The following is a 17,964-nucleotide window of genomic DNA, read 5'->3' as shown; positions in this document are numbered from 1 at the left end:
TCGTTATCCCTGTATTATTTACCGATAACCTCTAAGCCCCCCATATACGGACGCAATACTTCCGGTACGGTAATTGAGCCGTCAGCATTCTGGTAATTCTCAAGCACCGCAACTAAGGTGCGCCCTACTGCTAGCCCCGAGCCATTTAAAGTATGCACTAAACGGGTTTTCTTATCCCCTTTTGCTTTGCAACGAGCCTGCATACGGCGGGCTTGGAAATCCCACATATTAGAACAAGATGAAATCTCACGATATGTATTTTGTGCCGGAATCCAAACCTCTAAATCATAAGTTTTGCAAGAACCAAAGCCCATATCACCGGTGCAAAGCAATACTTTGCGATAAGGTAAATTCAATAATTGCAACACTTTTTCCGCATGACCGGTTAATTCTTCAAGGGCTTCCATTGATTTGTCCGGATCCACAATTTGCACCATTTCCACTTTATCAAATTGGTGCATACGAATTAAACCTCGAGTATCTCGGCCATAAGAGCCGGCTTCAGAACGGAAACAAGGCGTATGTGCGGTCATTTTAATCGGCAATTCGCTATCATCTAAAATCACATCACGCACTAAATTCGTTACCGGGACTTCCGCTGTTGGAATTAAGGCGTAAGGCTGTTCCCCTTCTAAAGCGTTAGTGTGGAATAAATCCTCACCAAATTTTGGTAATTGTCCTGTGCCGTAAAGGGTCGCATGGTTCACCAAATAAGGTACATAGGTTTCTAAATAACCATGTTGTTCTGTGTGAAGATCCAACATAAATTGCGCTAAAGCACGATGCAATTTTGCAATTTGCCCTTTCATCACAGCAAAACGTGCGCCCGCCAATTTTGCCCCCGCGGCAAAATCTAATCCGTCTTTTTGCTCGCCTAATGTCACATGATCTTTCACTTCAAAATCAAAGGTTCTCGGCGTTCCCCAACGTAAAATTTCAAGATTTTCCGTATCATCTTTGCCAAGTGGCACTTCATCTGCCGGGAGATTTGGAATACTTAAAGCAATTTGATTAATTTCAGCCAACACTGCATCAAGCTGAGTTTTTGCTTCATTTAATTGTTCCCCCATATTATCCACTTCTGCAAGTAATGGGGCGATATCTTCACCACGAGCTTTTGCCGCACCGATAGCTTTCGAACGACTATTACGCTCGGCTTGCAAGGTTTCGGTTTTAACCTGAAGGGCTTTACGCTGTTCTTCCAACGCAACAAGTTTTTCGGTATCAAGAATGAAGTTACGTTTAATTTTTAGTTTTTCTGCAACGTCCGCCAAATTATTACGGATTAAATTCGGATCAATCATGGAACTTCCTCAGTGTTTGTGAAATGAAAATGACCGTATTCTAGCGCGGATTGATAAAATAAACCAGTTAAAAGCCAATAGGTAACCAGGATTTTATAAAATTAGAAAAATTTTAAACCGTACTTTTTTGCTTTTAAACAAAAAATTTTATTTTGATCCAGCTCACACTTTTATGATTCCACACTATTAATTTTTTATAAAAAGAGTAAAGTGAAGAAAGTTTTTATCACCTCTACCAATTATAGGAGCTTTATATGTTTCCCGAATTCAGAGACTTAATCACTAAACTTAAAAATAATGATGCCTATTTTGAGCGTCTATTTCACAAACATAATGAGCTGGATCAAGATATTAAAAATAAAGAAGAAAACATTCAGCTTGCAACCCATACGGAAATTGAAATCTTAAAGAAAGAAAAACTAAGAATTAAAGATGAGCTTTATGCTTACTTGAAAAAGAAAGCAATAGAATAGAAAACAAAAGTGCGGTTAAAATTAACCGCACTTTTTTAACGTTTCACTGAACCTAAATAAATCGCAAACAAGGTCAAACCCGCACCACTCCATTGGCATAGGTTAATTTCTTTGTGCAAATAAAAATAATCGATAATTAATGCGGCAACGGGTTCGGAAAGTAATAATAGCCCGGTTAATCCCAAAGAAAGTAATGGGATCGCATAAGCAATCATCCCCCAAGCGACACACTGCATAACAGCGCCATAAATAATGATCAAACCCCAATCTTGCCAATTCGTAGGATAGAGTTTGTCAGCGTTAAAGAGTAGAGCAGGAACAATCAGCACCAATGCCCCACTCAAGCTGATGATTAACATTAAAGGGAATAAGGCTGTCGGTTCTTCTTGATGGACTTTTTTCACCATGACCATGGAACCTGCCAACATGATGGCAGAAACCAAGCCAATGATGATGCCATAAATGCCTGCAACATTGTGCTGTAATTCCTCCCCAGCGATCAACACCACGCCAACCACCGCCAAAACAAGGCTGAATAACTGCAATTTGCTCTGTCTTTCTGCAAAGAAAAGAAATCCAATCACAGCTAAAAAGAAAATTTGTAAACTATTTAACAAAGTCGAAATGCCCGGCCCCACGGCGTAAATACTTTCATGCCAAAAAGCCAGATCAAAGGCGAGAAAAACACCGGATAGCGCGGCACAATACCGTGCTTTTCTATTTGTTGGGAAATGTTGGCGTTTTAATTTCATCAAAAACCAAAAAATTCCCGAAGCGATAAGCAAACGCCAAAATGCAATAGCATAACCACCGACAGGGACAAATTTAACAATGATGCTGCCTAAACCAAATAAAATACATCCGAGCACCAGCATTCCCGAGGCATAATGAGATGGCATTTGCCTCATACAAACACCATCCATAATGGCAAACAGCCCGCTATAAAGAGCAAAATAAATAACATATTCACACTGAATGTCCATTTCTGAATACTATACGTAGCTAAAACTGCCGCCATCACCAAATGACAAATAAAGTAAATTGCATAGGCGAAAATACTTTCAGAATTAACCGCACTTTCCAAGCCATTCAACACTAAGAAAATGAAAATGACCAAGGCATTTAGAATCAACAACATAATCATCACTAAGGGCAATAATGCAATAAACCCTTGCAAGCGGCTTTTCGCAATAACAAGAGATAGATGAGCAAGAATCACCCCAGCCAAAATTGGCGCAATCGGGTTATATTCGGCAAAAGCAGCCCAAGGAAGCAGGCTAAGCGATATCACATAACCCAGTACGCCCAAACCGCCAACTAATGTAGCCATCAACAAGAAACTGTTGCGAAGTTTTTCTTCCTTAGGCTGTTTCCAAATAAAATACACTACGGATAAACCGCACAGGCTCATTATATTGGTAAGGGTATGATGATAATCGGGTAAAATGCTCACAACCATCCATACGCTCCAATATAATGCAAAGGCTAAATTCACTTTAACCAGTCGCCCTCGTTGTCCGGGGCAAATTTCACCTTTATAAAATACCAGTAAAGAAAGTAATTGTGCCACCAACACCGCTAACCCCAAATGAGGAATCCCTTGTGTTTGAGGTTTTAACGCAAAGATAAAAAGATCAACAGCCAGTACCATACAAATAGTAAGTATAGAAAGTAGCGGTAAGGCAGATTTGGAGGATTGTTCTGACATAATTGAAAAATATAGAAAAATAATGCGTCATTATGCTAAAAATCCGCAATGTTTTAAAGTAGAATGAACGGGATTTTGACCGCACTTTAGGAACTCAAATGTTACTTAGCATCTTATATATTATCGGTATTACAGCCGAAGGCATGACCGGTGCATTGGCTGCCGGTAGAGAAAAAATGGATATTTTCGGGGTGATTATTATTGCCTCAGTAACCGCTATTGGAGGCGGTTCTGTGCGTGATGTGTTATTAGGTCATTATCCATTAGGCTGGGTTAAACACCCGGAATATTTTTTAATTGTTGCAACCGCAGCGGTGATAACTGTTTATGTTGCACCTTTTATTAATCATTTTATGCGCTACTTCCGCACGATTTTCTTGGTGTTAGATGCTATGGGATTAGTCGTATTTTCTATCATCGGCGCACAAATCGCTATGGATATGGGGTACAGTCTCACGATTGTCTGTATCGCAGGTTGTATTACCGGTGCATTTGGTGGTGTATTACGTGATTTACTCTGCAATCGCATCCCTCTTGTTTTCCAAAAAGAACTTTATGCCAGTGTCTCGCTTTTTGCTACCCTCACTTACTACGCACTTAGCACTCTCAAAATAGAACACACTATTGCGGTCTTAATCACTTTAATCACGAGTTTTACATTAAGGGTTTTAGCGATTCGTTTTGAATGGGGACTTCCGGTATTTAACTACCAAGAATTGTCGCAAGAAGAACAAGATAAATTACCAAAGAAAACAAAATAATTACAGCATCTGTAAATTATCTTTCGCAAACGCTTGCTATCCCAAAAACGCTTGGACCTATTGAGAAATAGGTCCAATTTTGTCTCCGTAAAACCGACACAATCATTCTTATCAACTCAACCGGAAATTGAAAAATAAGAATTTTATCCAAATCCCGCTTGCCTCTGGAGTTTATGAACAAAAAATAGGTTATTTTTTACCGCACTTGTCTCTTTTCTATTACGCCACAAACAGCAAATTCAAAAAATCTGTAAGAAATGAAAACTTGCCTCGTCTAAAACAATATAACTTGAATATTGAAGGAGGACCCATGATGAAATTTTCAAAAATCTTTCTACTTTTAACCGCACTTTGTGCCTCAAGCCAATCAATTTTGGCAGTAGAAAAAAACATTCCCATGCAAAATACGGAGCAAAAGAGCATGATTAAACCTCAACAAAATCTACGAGAAATTTATTTAGCCGGTGGCTGTTTTTGGGGTGTAGAAGCCTATATGGAACGCATTTACGGCGTGAAAGATGCGGTTTCAGGCTATGCCAATGGCAATACGGATAAAACCAGCTATCCTCTTTTAAGTGTGACTGATCATGCCGAAGCTGTAAAAGTAACTTACGATGCAAACCAGATTTCATTGGATAAATTGCTGCAATATTATTTCAAAGTGATCGATCCAACCAGTGTGAATAAGCAAGGCAATGACCGAGGGCGACAATATCGCACAGGGATTTACTATCAAGATAGCGCAGACAAAAGCGTAATCGACCGTGCGATTGCCACACTTCAAACGAAATACAAAAATAAAATTCAAATTGAAGTAGAACCCCTTAAAAACTACACGGAAGCGGAAGAATATCACCAAGATTATTTGAAAAAAAATCCGAATGGCTATTGCCATATCGACATTACACAGGCAGACGAACCAATGATTAACGAAAAAGATTACCCAAAACCAAGCGATGAAACCCTCAAGGCAACATTAACCCCATTGCAATATTCAGTGACACAGAATAAACACACGGAGCGTTCCTTCAGCAATGAATATTGGGATAACTTCCAGCCGGGCATTTATGTTGATGTCACTACCGGTGAACCGCTGTTTTCATCCAATGATAAATTTGAATCAGGTTGTGGTTGGCCAAGTTTCACTCACCCAATTGCCAAAGAAGTCGTGCATTATCAAACGGACAACAGTTTTAATATGCAACGCACTGAAGTGCTAAGTCGTAGTGGTAATGCGCATTTAGGCCATGTATTTGATGACGGCCCGAAAGATAAAGGCGGTTTGCGTTATTGTATCAACAGTGCCTCCATTAAATTTATTCCTTTGGCCGAAATGGAAAAAGCCGGATATGGGTATTTAGTGAAAACTATTAAAAAATAATGTTGGCAAGGGTGTGTGAGCACCTTTGCACACCCTACAAATATAGGAAATTAAACAATGTTAGATCAACAACTTCTTATCGGTACGGTATTTTTAGCGGGAATTGCCTCTTTTCTTTCCCCCTGTATTTTTCCGATTATCCCGATTTATTTCGGTATTCTCAGCAAAGGAGGAAAAAAAGTCCTCAATACCTTTTTATTTATTTTAGGGCTTTCACTTACCTTTGTGAGCCTCGGTTTTAGCTTTGGTTTTTTAGGCAATATTTTATTCAGTGATACGACCCGTGTGATTGCCGGTATCATCGTGATTATTCTCGGAATTCATCAACTTGGTATCGTTAAAATCGATATGCTTGAACGCACTAAATTAGTGGAAATCAAAACATCGGGAAAATCCACCGCACTTGAAGCATTTGTGCTTGGCTTAACCTTCAGTCTTGGTTGGACACCTTGCATTGGCCCCATTCTCGCCTCTGTCCTCGCGCTGTCCGGTGATGAAGGATCCGCTCTTTACGGGGCTGCGATGATGCTTGTTTATGTCTTTGGTTTGGCTACCCCCTTTATGCTGTTCTCACTATTCTCAGACAGCTTGCTTAAACGGACTAAAAGCTTAAATAAACATTTAAACAAGTTCAAAATCGCTGGCGGAATTTTGATTATTGTGATGGGATTTTTATTAATCACCAATAACTTAGCCTAGCATTCGCTATGCAGCTTCTTAAACCAAGCCATATCGTCAGTTTTAAAAACCATCAATATGGCTTGAATTGAATAACCCCATACCCTTGGTATGACAAAACAAAAAGGAAAAACAAATGAAAAAACTACTCTCAATCTTATTAATGGCATTCAGCCTTCAGGCTTTCGCAACAACCAACTTAGCAGACATTCCCCTTAAGGATTTAAACGATCGACCTGTTACTCTTGAGCAATACAAAGGCAAACCGGTGTATATCAAAATGTGGGCATCATGGTGTCCCATCTGTTTAGCCGGTTTGGCGGAGATTGATGATTTCAGTGCCGAACAACATCAAAATTTTGAAATCATTACCATCGTTTCACCTTCTCATAAAGGTGAAAAAGCAACGGCTGATTTCATTGAATGGTACAAAGGTTTAGACTACAAAAATATTACGGTATTACTGGATGAAAAAGGGGAAATTATTGATCGTGCCCGTGTTCGTGGTTATCCTTTTAATGTATTTTTAGATGCTGATTTAAATATCAAAAAAACCGTACCGGGACATTTAAATACAGAGAAGATTCGCCAATTTGCCGAGCAATAATAAGGTATAAGTGCGGTTAAAAATTTTTAAAATTTAAGCCTCTCACAATGTTATAAATACCTGTTTCTGAAGTAATGCAAGCCAACAGGTATTTTTATTTGTAGTAAAAGTGCGTCGGTATGAATGAATTATCAATAAATCCGAGACAGATTAATTCTTAGAGGAAAAAAATATAAGCTTTATATTTCATAAAATATGGCAGGAAAAATACTCTATTGCCACAGAGATAAGGAAGAGGATAAGTCAAATACCGTTGTATTTTTAACTATCCTGAGAGTAAAACTGATTTATGATTGATTTTGGTGATCGACTCAGCGATCACCATTAAACCAGAATAGTTGTTTACTACATATTATTTTTCATGTTGCTCTTCATCATATTATCGGATTTCATTTTCATGTCATCTTTCATCATATTGTCGGGCTTCATTTTCATGTCATCTTTCATCATATTGTCGGACTTCATTTTCATGTCATCTTTCATCATATTATCAGATTTCATTTGCATAGATTTTTCACAACCCATTTTGTCTTTTGAACAGTCAGTATGCATTGATGAGGCATAAACACTTGTTGCACCCAATAAAACCGCTATACTGATGATTGTGCTTTTTAATGTGATATTTTTCATTGTTAGTTTCCTTCTATAAGTGATACATTATTTTTTGAATGAACTTTATTCATTCATTGATGTTAGACGAAGAAGCTTTTCATTTCTTACAAAATTTTTTAAAGGAATAGCAAAATGCCTAATCAAATTTCTGAAAAGGAATTGAATGATATTCGACAACAGATGTTGAAATTTGCCGAATTACAGTTACACCACCATGAGCTTGCAGAAGATCTTGTGCAAGAAGCCTTTTTAAGTGCGTTTAAAAATATCGAGCATTTTAAACGTAAGGCGGCATTTAAAACCTGGATGTTTGCCATTCTAAAAAATAAAATTATTGATTATTTGCGCCAAAAAGGACGGTTTGTTTTAGAAAGTGAAATAGAAGAGGAAGATTCGCCGAATACGTTCTTTGATGAAGCCGGTCACTGGAATTTGGCATGTACACCAAGTAATTTAAAAGAACATGAAGAAAAAGTTTATACCGAAGAATTTTGGCTAATTTTTGAAACCTGCCTGACTTGTCTGCCGGCTCAACAAGCACGAATTTTTATGATGCGTGAATTTTTAGAATTATCGTCAGATGAAATTTGTCAGGAAACGCAGCTAAGCACATCGAATTTGCACACCACACTTTATCGTGCACGCTTACAACTGCAACATTGTCTTTCTCGAAAATTATAAGGAGCCTCTATGCGTTGCCGTCAAGCTACAAGAATCATCTCAGATTCCCACGAACGTCCATTAACTTTACAAGAAAAAGTCGGTTTACGTCTTCACTTAGTGACCTGCCCTCATTGCCGTAATTTTAAACAAAACTGTGACGAGCTAAGTCAATTAATGAAAAAATTTGCAAAAAGCTCCCAAAAATAAAAATGCGGAAGTTTTAAGCTTCCGCACAAATATTACTTAGTCAATTCTGTTATCAAAGAAATCACTGCCTGAATATCTGTCTGAGACAATTTTCCTTCTTTCACAAATTTCACTTTACCTTTTTTATCCAAAACAATTATCGCACTGTCTTTGGCATTCAAATGCCAAGCCTTTTTCACCGCACTTTTATCATCCAGCACCACTTGACTATGTGGGTTTTCTATTTTTCCTTTTTCCGCACTGCTTTTCACAAACATACCGGTGCCGACAATGGCATCATCAGCATTGATAATAGTCGTAGTCTGGTAATGGATTGGCGCAAAACGAGCAGCTTTAATAGCATCAATCATCCCTTGATTTTTTTCTTTTGCCGCCGTTCTTCCTGCAAGATGATGAATCACCCGTACTTTCCCCACTAATGAGGAAGATGTCCAAGTTTGGAATTTGGTTTCTTTCCCTGCAAGTATAATTTCGCCATATTCCGCAACTTTTACTGACGGCAATGATTGTTCAAGTTGTAAATTATGTGCAAACGCAAAATGGCTTAGCATTAGTGAACCTAATGCAAAAATTAACATTTGTTTTTTCATTTGTTTTCCTTTAAAAATCATTAAAAAAACGACCGCTCTTTTGGCGAATGCCTCATTCTTTCTAGTTCCAGAAATATAGGTTTTCTCCAAATCCTACGATTAAGCATTTAATCTTCTTAATTTTTCAGATAAGCTACGCATCATTATTTCTACCTTTAGAGAGACATACTATGTTAGAACAAATGGGAAAACAAGCCAAAGCGGCGGCTTTTGTGTTGGCACAATTAAGTACTGTGGAAAAAAACCGTGCTTTAACGATTATTGCCGAGCAGTTGGAACAACAAGCAGCTCGTATTTTAGCCGAGAATGCCAAGGATATTGAACGGGCAAAACAAAACGGGCTGTCGGAAGCCTTGATTGATCGCCTTTTGCTTACCCCTGAGCGTTTACAAAGCATTGCCAATGACGTTCGCCATGTGATTTCCCTTGCTGATCCAGTGGGTAAAATCATTGATGGGGGCACACTGGATAGCGGTTTAAAAATTGAACGTATCCGTACACCAATTGGGGTGATCGGTACGATTTATGAAGCACGCCCGAATGTTACCATTGATGTAGCAAGCCTTTGTTTAAAAACCGGCAATGCGGTGATTCTCCGGGGGGGAAAGGAAACCCAATTCTCTAATAATATCTTAGTGGAAGTGGTGCAAAATGCCCTTGAGCAAGCCGGATTACCTAAATTCGCGGTACAAGCTATTACTGATCCAAATCGGGATCTTGTGATGCAATTATTAAAATTGGATCGCTATGTGGATATGATTATTCCTCGTGGTGGTGCCGGTTTACACGAACTTTGTAAACAGCATTCCACCATTCCTGTGATTGTAGGCGGTGTCGGCGTTTGTCATACCTTTGTGGAAGAAAGTGCAGATCAAAATCAAGCCATTTTGGTCATCGACAATGCGAAAACCCAGCGTCCAAGCACCTGTAATACGCTAGAAACCCTGCTTGTACAAGAGTCCATTGCCGCTGAATTCTTACCTAAACTCGTGGCACAGCTTGCATCGAAAAACGTAAAATATCACGCAAAATCAACCGCACTTGATATCTTAAAACAAGCGGCTGCTGAAGTGAGCGAAGTCACAGAACAGCAACTACGTGAAGAATGGGGCTCTCTTGATCTCAATGTGGTGATCGTCAAGGATATCCAAGCCGCAATCTCTCATATTCAGGAATATGGTACGCAACATTCTGAAAGTATTTTAACCGCCTCCCAATCTCTAGCACGCCAATTTGTAAAGCAAGTGGATGCGTCTGCAGTTTATGTGAATGCCAGTACGCGCTTTACTGATGGTGGACAATTTGGATTAGGGGCGGAAGTTGCCGTCAGCACACAAAAACTCCACGCCCGAGGCCCTATGGGATTAGAAGCCCTCACCACCTATAAATGGGTGTGTGAAGGAAATTACACCACAAGAAAATAATCGTTATTTCAACCGCACTTGCTTTCTCTCCACCAATAAAGTGCGGTGATTTTTAGGAGCATTTTATGAAAAAATTACTTTCATTACTTATTATCATTGTCGCCTTAATCGGCATCGCTGCTGTACAACCTTCTGCAACCGCTGACAATGCTGACGACGGAAAACGAAATTTTGTGGTTTCGCTCGTTGCAAAATATTTTCCTTTTGAAGCGGAAGATCTTGTCGCATGGTACGATAAGAACATTGTTTATGCAGATAATCCAACAAACACAGCCATTACGTTCAAGTTAGATGAAAAAGAGATCACCCTTGCCGCTCATCAAACCCAAAAACTTATTTTAGAACCGGGACAACATCGCCTTGTTCTAGCTGATGGAAAAGTGGTTGAATTGACACAGAAAGAAGGCACCAACCGTTCTATTTTAAACCCGACCGCCTCGCCTTATTTCTTTTGGAAAACCGTTTATGGTTCGGTGAATTTACCCATTGAATACAAAACCGTGGCGATTGCAGGAAAACCTTATGAAGGACCTTTTGAAGTGAGCAATGACTATTTGATTATACGTATAGGCAATCAACCTTGGCGTTTTGGCTTGGACGAGCCAATTCCTGACACCGTCGCCGTCAATAATGATCGGAATACTTACACCTTGATTTTTAGTAAAGCCTATCGCTTACCGGATTTTATCAACGCTTACCCAATGCTGTCGGCGCAATAAATAAAAAAGGTTGATGTCATTTTGACATCAACCTTTTTGCTCATTTTGCTTATTCAGCGCATTATAATAAGCCACCTTGACCTAATGCAGGGTCTGTATCACGAGCTTTCAACGCATCTTCTACGGTTAAACCTAATGCTTTTGCCACACCTTCACCGTATGCAGGATCACACCAGTGACAGTTACGGATATGGCGGTATTTGATGAAATCAGGTGCATCGCCCATTGCCGCTGCGGTATTGTTGAATAACGCTTGTTTTTGCTCTGCGTTCATTAAGTTAAACAATGCACGCGGTTGGCTGAAGTAGTCGTTGTCATCTTGACGATAATCCCAGAATGCTGCATCACCGTTAATGCGAAGTGGTGGTTCAGCAAAGTCCGGTTGTTGTTGCCATTGATTAAAGCTGTTTGGCTCATAATGCGGTAAGCTGCCATAGTTACCATCTACACGACCTAGACCATCACGTTGGTTACTGTGAACCGGGCAACGAGGACGATTTACCGGAATTTGGCGGAAATTCACACCTAAACGGTAACGTTGTGCATCAGCATAGTTGAATAAACGAGCTTGTAACATTCTATCTGGGCTTGCACCGATTCCCGGCACTAAATTGCTTGGTGCGAAGGCAGATTGCTCGACATCTGCAAAGAAGTTTTCAGGGTTACGGTTAAGTTCAAACTCACCCACTTCAATTAATGGATAGTCTTTTTTCGGCCATACTTTAGTTAGATCGAACGGATGGTAAGGCACTTTTTCTGCATCGGCTTCCGGCATCACTTGGATAAACATTGTCCATTTCGGGAAATCACCACGCTCAATCGCTTCATATAAATCACGTTGATGAGTTTCACGATCATTTGCGATTAACTCTGCCGCTTCTTCATTTGTGAAGTTTTTAATACCTTGTTGAGTATGGAAGTGGAATTTAACCCAGAAACGTTCGCCCGCTTCATTCCAGAAGCTATAAGTATGCGAACCGTAACCGTGCATATGACGATAGCTTGCAGGGATACCACGATCACTCATTACGATAGTCACTTGGTGTAATGCTTCAGGTAATAATGTCCAGAAATCCCAGTTATTGGTCGCTGAACGCATATTGGTTCGTGGGTCGCGTTTTACTGCTTTGTTGAGATCCGGGAATTTGCGTGGGTCACGTAAGAAGAACACCGGTGTATTGTTACCCACCATATCCCAGTTACCTTCTTCGGTATAGAATTTTAATGCAAAACCACGAATATCACGCTCTGCATCTGCCGCACCACGTTCACCAGCTACGGTAGTGAAACGTGCGAACATTTCAGTTTTTTTACCCACTTCGCTAAAGATTTTTGCACGGGTATATTTGGTGATGTCGTGTGTTACGGTAAAGGTACCAAATGCACCTGAACCTTTTGCGTGCATGCGACGCTCAGGAATCACTTCACGGACGAAATCCGCTAATTTTTCGTTAAGCCATAAATCTTGTGCAAGCAATGGACCACGAGGACCTGCGGTTAAGCTGTTTTGGTTATCAGCGACAGGTGCGCCATTTCCCATTGTTAAAGGTGTTGAATGAGAAAAAGGACATTTTGAAGTCATAGGATGCTCCTCTATTGTGTAGTTGAAGTAAATTTCCTGCGCATTATATAGAAAGGTTTCAACGATTGAAAACTATTAAATTAATCAAAAAAACCAATTCAAAAAAACTTTTCCATAAAAAACCGCACTTTTAGATTGACTAAATCTATAAAGTGCGGTCTGTTTTCTCGCTATTTTATAATGACGCTTAAACCTGCTCTAAACGGGACGAATACTCTCAACATCCAATTTAGCATCAAATTCTTTTTGTAAGAGAAGAAGTTTTTGATCTTGTTGAAGCTGATCTCGGGCTTGTTCCCTTAAATCTTGGTAAATCTTTTTACGATAAACCATTGGGGTTGTACTATCACGATCATCTAACTGAATATCAACGCTAATCGATTTTTCATAAAATTGGCTAAGCGCTTCAGTCAATAAATGAACGCTACGTTCTTGGCGTAAATGGGCTTTCGAGGAATGAAGCCCTAAATAAATTTTATTTTCAGTTTTCTCAAGTAAAAAGCAATTTAGTGCCAATTCTTTTGAAAAACCGCTTACTCCGGAACTTTCAACAATATTAGCCCATTCATCCTGCTTCTGTGTTATTTCAATAATACGGGCATTTAGCTCCGGTGTAATATCTTTCAGAATAGCTTGTTTAATATCAGAAGGTGCAATGCCCACCGTCTCTTTTGCCAATTCCGGATTACGCCATTCCCAACGATAATTTTCCGCCTCAATAATTTCTTGCTCTTCCTGTTCCAAGTCTGAATTATCTTCCACTGCATTCATCATGGTTTGAACATTTTGGGGAATTTCTTCTACATTTTTTGAAGCTGTCGGCACTACCTGCTTGGGAGGCGTCATTTCACGCACAGGAAGTGCGGTCATTTTTCGTGGTGTTTTTTGTTCATCAAGTATTTGCACTTGATGTATTGCTTCATTCACCGCCTCATTCACTTCCTTTTGGCGGGCTTGTCTTTCACTGGTTTCAATTTGATCAAGTTGTTTTAATGCTTCTAACGCGGCTAATCCGGCAAGATTTGCATCATTGTTCTTTGAAAGGGAAGAAATAGGTTGAGCTGATTTCGTTTTCTTATAATTAGATTTAATATTTTGCGACAACACCGGCATATCAATATAACTGCCTTGATTTTTAACCGCACTTTCCTTCTCGGAAAGTGTCGCGTTGGCAGATAAATTCGCCTTAGGTGTTGCCGTAAGAAACTTTGGGTGAAATGCTAATGCCCTCAACAATATCATTTCTACGCCTGTACGATAATTCGGCGCAGCATTCAATTCTTTTCTGCCTGAAACAATCACTTGGTAGAAAAATTGTACGTCTTCCGGCGAAATATGTTTCGCAAGGAAAGCAAGATGCTCATTTTCATGCAATGAATTTTGCGGTAACAACTGCATTAATGCGATTTGATGCAAATTTTCTGCCACTTCCGCCAATAACTGATTCCAATCACCGGCTTTTTCAGAAACGTTTTGAAGCACTTTCATCAAACGTTCGCCGTTCCCCTGATGTAGAGCATAAATAATATCAATTGCTTGGATATCATCTAACAAGCCCAACATTGCATTTACCACGCTTACTGTAACATTGCGGTCGCCCATTGCAATGGCTTGATCCGTTAAGCTTAAACTATCCCGAATCCCACCTTGTGCTGCTTTCGCCAGCTTGTCTAAAGCTAATGGTTCAAAAGGAATATTTTCTTGGGTGAGAATATTCGCAAGATGCTGCGAAATTTGCTGTTCATCCAAGGCTTTTAGATGAAATTGCATACAGCGGGATAAAATCGTTACCGGGAGTTTTTGCGGATCCGTTGTAGCCAGCAAAAATTTTACATACTCCGGCGGTTCTTCCAACGTTTTAAGTAGAGCATTAAAGGAATGGCGAGACAGCATATGCACTTCATCGATTAAATATACTTTAAAACGCCCAATGACGGGTTTATATTGTACGTTATCGAGTAATTCTCTTGTATCCTCTACTTTTGTCCGTGAAGCTGCATCGATCTCAATCAGATCAATAAATGTTCCCTGCTCAATAGCTTGACAATTTTCACATTCGCCACAAGGGTGATCTGTAATGCCGTTCTTAATGCAGTTCAGACCCTTAGCAAAAAGACGCGCAATAGAAGTCTTTCCTACACCACGCGTACCCGAAAACAGATATGCATGGTGAAGTCGCTGCTCTTTTAATCCATTAGAAAGAGCGGTAATAATATGCCCTTGTCCGACTACTTCCTCGAAAGTTTGAGGTCGCCATTTTCGGGCTAAAACTTGATAACTCATTCGCTTGTTTTGTTAATGACCTTCAAAATTAACTAAAGTATAGCAATCCACGCCTAAATCATTTAAACGTTTCTCACCGCCAAGTTCCGGTAAATTAATCACAAATGCCGCATGATTAACTTTTCCACCTAAACGTTCGACAAGTTTGACTGTCGCTTCTACCGTACCGCCTGTCGCAAGTAAATCATCTATAATCAATACATTATCACCCGCAGAAACCGCATCAGTATGTATTTCTAAGGTATCTTGCCCATATTCCAATTGATAAGATTGAGAAATTGTCTCACGGGGTAATTTCTTAGGTTTTCTCACTAATTCAAAAGGTAAACCTAATGCAATTGCAACCGGCGCACCAAAAATAAAACCGCGAGATTCCGTCCCCAACACTTTAGTAATATTTTTATTACGGTAGTGTTCAGCGATCAATTCAATACTCGCTTTGAATGCAGCCGGAACTTCTAACAACGAGGTGATATCACGAAAGATAATACCCTCTTTTGGATAATTAGGAATGGATTTGATAGACGATTTAATAAGTTCAAGTTGTTTATTCATAAAAAAGCTCAATGATAAAGTGAGATAATGCCAATACTTTTGGACTCAAATTCTATCATAAAATGCTAGAAAAAAATGGAAATTTCAGGATACAAAGCGAGATAAAAATCACCATGAAAAAGAAAGGCTAAATGGAAATTGTCATTCCATTTAGCCTAAAAAATACTTTCAAAAACGACCGCACTTTAACTTTACATAATGCGGCGTGATTGAGTATAAGTTCTTGCCCAATAATTTTCATCTAAGGAGCTGATTGTAACCCCTTGGCTGGAACCGGCATGCATAAATTGGTTGTTACCAATATAAACACCGACATGATTGTTACCACGGAAGAATACGAGATCACCTTTTTGTAATTCATGTTTACTGATTTTACGGCCTAAATGACGTTGTTCCGCTGTGGAACGAGGAAGTTTAATACCATAAGCATTCAAAAAGGTTGTTTGCATAAATGCCGAACAATCAATACCACGTTTGCTGGTACCACCCATTCTATAACGTGTTCCCGCCCACTCATTATAAACACCAGCAAGCGCTTTATCGCCAACTAAACCTGAACGAGGACGGTTCGTTCTTAATGTGTGGTGAATACTACGATCAGCCTTTTCTAATTTACTTATTAATCCGGTGAGTTGAGCATCATCACTTTCTGAAATTTTACTATGATAGGCATTATTATTGCCGCTTGAACATGCGGTGGCGAGTGTAACAAGCCCGCTAATCATTAAAAATCGCTTTAACATACTAGAAAATTTAAAAGAATTAAAAATATATAAAAATAAAATCTTTCTGAGGGTATCAAATATAAAGGTAAATAGCCAGTTAAAATTGAATTTTTATATTAATTTAGTATGTAATTTCTAAAAAAATAAAGGCAATTCATAGGAATTGCCTTTTAATCATTAAGAATTAACTATTTTTTCTTCGCTTTTGCGTTAGGGAGATCGGTAATCGATCCTTCAAAAACTTCAGCGGCTAATCCAACAGACTCGTGTAATGTTGGGTGAGCATGAATAGTTAATGCGATATCTTCCGCATCACATCCCATTTCGATCGCAAGACCGATTTCACCTAACAACTCACCACCGTTTGAACCAACGATAGCTCCACCAAGAATACGATGCGTATCTTTATCAAAGATAAGTTTTGTCATCCCCTCTGAACATTCAGATGCAATCGCACGACCGGATGCAGCCCACGGGAATTTCGCAACTTCGTAATTTAAGCCTTCTTGCTTACATTCTTTCTCTGTTTTACCCACCCAAGCTACTTCCGGCTCAGTATAGGCAATTGATGGAATGACTTTCGGATCAAAATAGTGTTTTTGTCCCGCAATCACTTCCGCTGCAACATGACCTTCGTGAACACCTTTATGCGCTAACATCGGTTGTCCAACAATATCACCGATCGCAAAAATATGCGGTACATTCGTACGCATTTGTTTATCCACATGAATGAAACCACGTTCATCAACTTCAACACCGGCTTTACCTGCATCAATCAATTTACCGTTTGGTACACGACCGATGGCGACCAATACTGCATCATAACGTTTCGTATCGTTGCAGGCTTTACCTTCCATTGAAACATAAATACCATCATCTTTCGCTTCAACTGCCGTGACTTTGGTTTCAAGCATTAGTTTAAATTTCTTCTCAATTTGTTTGGTGTAGATCGCTACCACATCTTTATCCGCAGCAGGGATAACTTGGTCAAACATTTCTACCACTTCAATTTCTGAACCTAATGCGTGGTAAACCGTTCCCATCTCTAAACCGATGATACCACCACCCATGATAAGCAATTTTTTTGGTACTTCTTTTAATTTAAGGGCATCTGTTGAATTCCAAATACGCGGATCTTCGTGTGGAATGAAAGGTAATTCAATTGGGCGAGAACCTGCCGCAATGATTGCGTTATCGAATTTAATCGTGGTTGGATTACCATCACGATCGCGCGCGACAAGCGTGTTCGGATCAGCAAATGTAGCTAACCCCTCAACCACCGTGACTTTACGCTGTTTTGCCATACCCGCAAGACCGCCTGTTAATTTTGCTACAACGGCATCCTTACCGGCACGAACTTGGTCTAGATCAATTTTAGGTTCACTAAAATAAACCCCATTTTTTTCCGCATGTTTTGCTTCTTCAATCACTTTAGCAACGTGTAATAATGCTTTAGACGGGATACAACCTACATTTAAACACACACCACCAAGCGTAGAATAACGTTCAACAAGCACTGTTTCTAAGCCAAGATCCGCACAACGGAATGCTGCGGAATAACCTGCCGGTCCGGCACCAAGTACAACAACTTGGGTTTTAATTTCTTTACTCATTTTTACCTCGTAAAAACGTTGAAATTATTGACCGCTCTTTTGAGCAATCAAGCATAGTTAAAAAAACGCCCCTCAAACT

General features: G+C 39.5%; 19 protein-coding genes. 9 read left to right on the top strand and 10 right to left on the bottom strand.

Annotation, left to right across the window (positions count from 1 at the left end):
• Window positions 1-14: 14 nt before the first annotated feature.
• Window positions 15-1,304 (bottom strand): serine--tRNA ligase, encoded by a 1,290-nt coding sequence (gene serS / locus BKG94_RS05540; RefSeq protein ID WP_077435034.1) that lies wholly within the window; start codon window positions 1,302-1,304, stop codon window positions 15-17.
• A 254-nt stretch (window positions 1,305-1,558) separates the two neighbouring features.
• Between serS and BKG94_RS05535 the strand changes: the two genes are divergently transcribed.
• Window positions 1,559-1,777 (top strand): HP1242/YdcH family protein, encoded by a 219-nt coding sequence (locus BKG94_RS05535; protein ID WP_077435032.1) that lies wholly within the window; start codon window positions 1,559-1,561, stop codon window positions 1,775-1,777.
• Between the two features lie 35 nt (window positions 1,778-1,812).
• On the opposite strand, the gene BKG94_RS05530 is transcribed toward BKG94_RS05535, so the two are convergent.
• Both BKG94_RS05530 and BKG94_RS05525 read right to left on the bottom strand, forming a co-directional pair.
• On the bottom strand, window positions 1,813-2,685 hold the full coding sequence (locus BKG94_RS05530) for a DMT family transporter (RefSeq protein WP_077435030.1): 873 nt from the start codon (window positions 2,683-2,685) through the stop codon (window positions 1,813-1,815).
• Window positions 2,682-3,485 carry a hypothetical protein gene (locus BKG94_RS05525; protein ID WP_077435028.1) on the bottom strand — a complete coding sequence of 268 codons (804 nt, stop codon included), beginning with the start codon at window positions 3,483-3,485 and terminating at the stop codon, window positions 2,682-2,684. The genes BKG94_RS05530 and BKG94_RS05525 overlap by 4 nt, the downstream gene beginning before the upstream one ends.
• Before the next feature lie 98 nt (window positions 3,486-3,583).
• On the opposite strand from BKG94_RS05525, the gene BKG94_RS05520 reads away from it, so the two are divergent.
• The 4 genes from BKG94_RS05520 (at window position 3,584) to BKG94_RS05505 (ending at window position 6,912) form a co-directional block, all read left to right on the top strand.
• On the top strand, window positions 3,584-4,246 hold the full coding sequence (locus BKG94_RS05520) for a trimeric intracellular cation channel family protein (protein ID WP_077435026.1): 663 nt from the start codon (window positions 3,584-3,586) through the stop codon (window positions 4,244-4,246).
• Window positions 4,247-4,559: 313 nt separating this feature from the next.
• Window positions 4,560-5,627 carry a bifunctional peptide-methionine (S)-S-oxide reductase MsrA/peptide-methionine (R)-S-oxide reductase MsrB gene (gene msrAB, locus BKG94_RS05515; RefSeq protein WP_077435411.1) on the top strand — a complete coding sequence of 356 codons (1,068 nt, stop codon included), beginning with the start codon at window positions 4,560-4,562 and terminating at the stop codon, window positions 5,625-5,627.
• A 57-nt stretch (window positions 5,628-5,684) separates the two neighbouring features.
• Window positions 5,685-6,326: a cytochrome c biogenesis protein CcdA gene (locus BKG94_RS05510; protein WP_077435024.1), complete on the top strand. Its 642-nt coding sequence runs from the start codon at window positions 5,685-5,687 to the stop codon at window positions 6,324-6,326.
• A 115-nt stretch (window positions 6,327-6,441) separates the two neighbouring features.
• A complete protein-coding gene (locus BKG94_RS05505; protein WP_077435022.1) occupies window positions 6,442-6,912 on the top strand; it encodes a redoxin domain-containing protein in 471 nt (156 codons plus the stop codon).
• Window positions 6,913-7,257: 345 nt separating this feature from the next.
• Here BKG94_RS05505 and BKG94_RS05500 read toward each other — a convergent pair whose 3' ends face one another.
• Window positions 7,258-7,542 carry a hypothetical protein gene (locus BKG94_RS05500; RefSeq protein WP_077435020.1) on the bottom strand — a complete coding sequence of 95 codons (285 nt, stop codon included), beginning with the start codon at window positions 7,540-7,542 and terminating at the stop codon, window positions 7,258-7,260.
• A 114-nt stretch (window positions 7,543-7,656) separates the two neighbouring features.
• Between BKG94_RS05500 and BKG94_RS05495 the strand changes: the two genes are divergently transcribed.
• Together BKG94_RS05495 and BKG94_RS05490 are read left to right on the top strand one after the other, a co-directional pair.
• Entirely contained in the window at window positions 7,657-8,205 is a 549-nt protein-coding gene (locus BKG94_RS05495; RefSeq protein ID WP_077435018.1) for a sigma-70 family RNA polymerase sigma factor, read from the top strand.
• A gap of 9 nt (window positions 8,206-8,214) precedes the next feature.
• Window positions 8,215-8,394 carry a zf-HC2 domain-containing protein gene (locus tag BKG94_RS05490; RefSeq protein ID WP_077435016.1) on the top strand — a complete coding sequence of 60 codons (180 nt, stop codon included), beginning with the start codon at window positions 8,215-8,217 and terminating at the stop codon, window positions 8,392-8,394.
• Window positions 8,395-8,426: 32 nt separating this feature from the next.
• On the opposite strand, the gene BKG94_RS05485 is transcribed toward BKG94_RS05490, so the two are convergent.
• A complete protein-coding gene (locus BKG94_RS05485) occupies window positions 8,427-8,984 on the bottom strand; it encodes a YtfJ family protein (RefSeq protein ID WP_077435014.1) in 558 nt (185 codons plus the stop codon).
• 170 nt (window positions 8,985-9,154) lie between these two features.
• Here BKG94_RS05485 and proA point away from each other — a divergent pair, with 170 nt between their 5' ends.
• Window positions 9,155-10,408: a glutamate-5-semialdehyde dehydrogenase gene (gene proA, locus BKG94_RS05480; protein WP_077435012.1), complete on the top strand. Its 1,254-nt coding sequence runs from the start codon at window positions 9,155-9,157 to the stop codon at window positions 10,406-10,408.
• 65 nt (window positions 10,409-10,473) lie between these two features.
• On the top strand, window positions 10,474-11,127 hold the full coding sequence (locus BKG94_RS05475) for a hypothetical protein (protein WP_077435010.1): 654 nt from the start codon (window positions 10,474-10,476) through the stop codon (window positions 11,125-11,127).
• Between the two features lie 61 nt (window positions 11,128-11,188).
• Here the strand turns inward: BKG94_RS05475 and BKG94_RS05470 are convergent, their stop codons facing one another.
• The 5 genes from BKG94_RS05470 to lpdA form a co-directional block, all read right to left on the bottom strand.
• Window positions 11,189-12,709 carry a catalase gene (locus BKG94_RS05470; RefSeq protein WP_077435008.1) on the bottom strand — a complete coding sequence of 507 codons (1,521 nt, stop codon included), beginning with the start codon at window positions 12,707-12,709 and terminating at the stop codon, window positions 11,189-11,191.
• 198 nt (window positions 12,710-12,907) lie between these two features.
• Window positions 12,908-14,992 (bottom strand): DNA polymerase III subunit gamma/tau, encoded by a 2,085-nt coding sequence (gene dnaX / locus BKG94_RS05465; RefSeq protein ID WP_077435006.1) that lies wholly within the window; start codon window positions 14,990-14,992, stop codon window positions 12,908-12,910.
• A 12-nt stretch (window positions 14,993-15,004) separates the two neighbouring features.
• Window positions 15,005-15,547 carry an adenine phosphoribosyltransferase gene (gene apt / locus BKG94_RS05460; RefSeq protein ID WP_077435004.1) on the bottom strand — a complete coding sequence of 181 codons (543 nt, stop codon included), beginning with the start codon at window positions 15,545-15,547 and terminating at the stop codon, window positions 15,005-15,007.
• A 191-nt stretch (window positions 15,548-15,738) separates the two neighbouring features.
• Window positions 15,739-16,290 carry an NlpC/P60 family protein gene (locus tag BKG94_RS05455; RefSeq protein WP_077435002.1) on the bottom strand — a complete coding sequence of 184 codons (552 nt, stop codon included), beginning with the start codon at window positions 16,288-16,290 and terminating at the stop codon, window positions 15,739-15,741.
• A 170-nt stretch (window positions 16,291-16,460) separates the two neighbouring features.
• On the bottom strand, window positions 16,461-17,885 hold the full coding sequence (gene lpdA / locus BKG94_RS05450) for a dihydrolipoyl dehydrogenase (protein ID WP_077435000.1): 1,425 nt from the start codon (window positions 17,883-17,885) through the stop codon (window positions 16,461-16,463).
• Window positions 17,886-17,964 lie beyond the last annotated feature (79 nt).

Origin of the sequence: Rodentibacter ratti (genome assembly GCF_002000485.1) — a bacterium.
In the GTDB taxonomy this organism is placed as follows: domain Bacteria; phylum Pseudomonadota; class Gammaproteobacteria; order Enterobacterales; family Pasteurellaceae; genus Rodentibacter; species Rodentibacter ratti.
The sequence above is the reverse complement of the archived record's forward strand: the minus strand, read 5'-3'. Positions and strand labels throughout refer to the sequence as shown.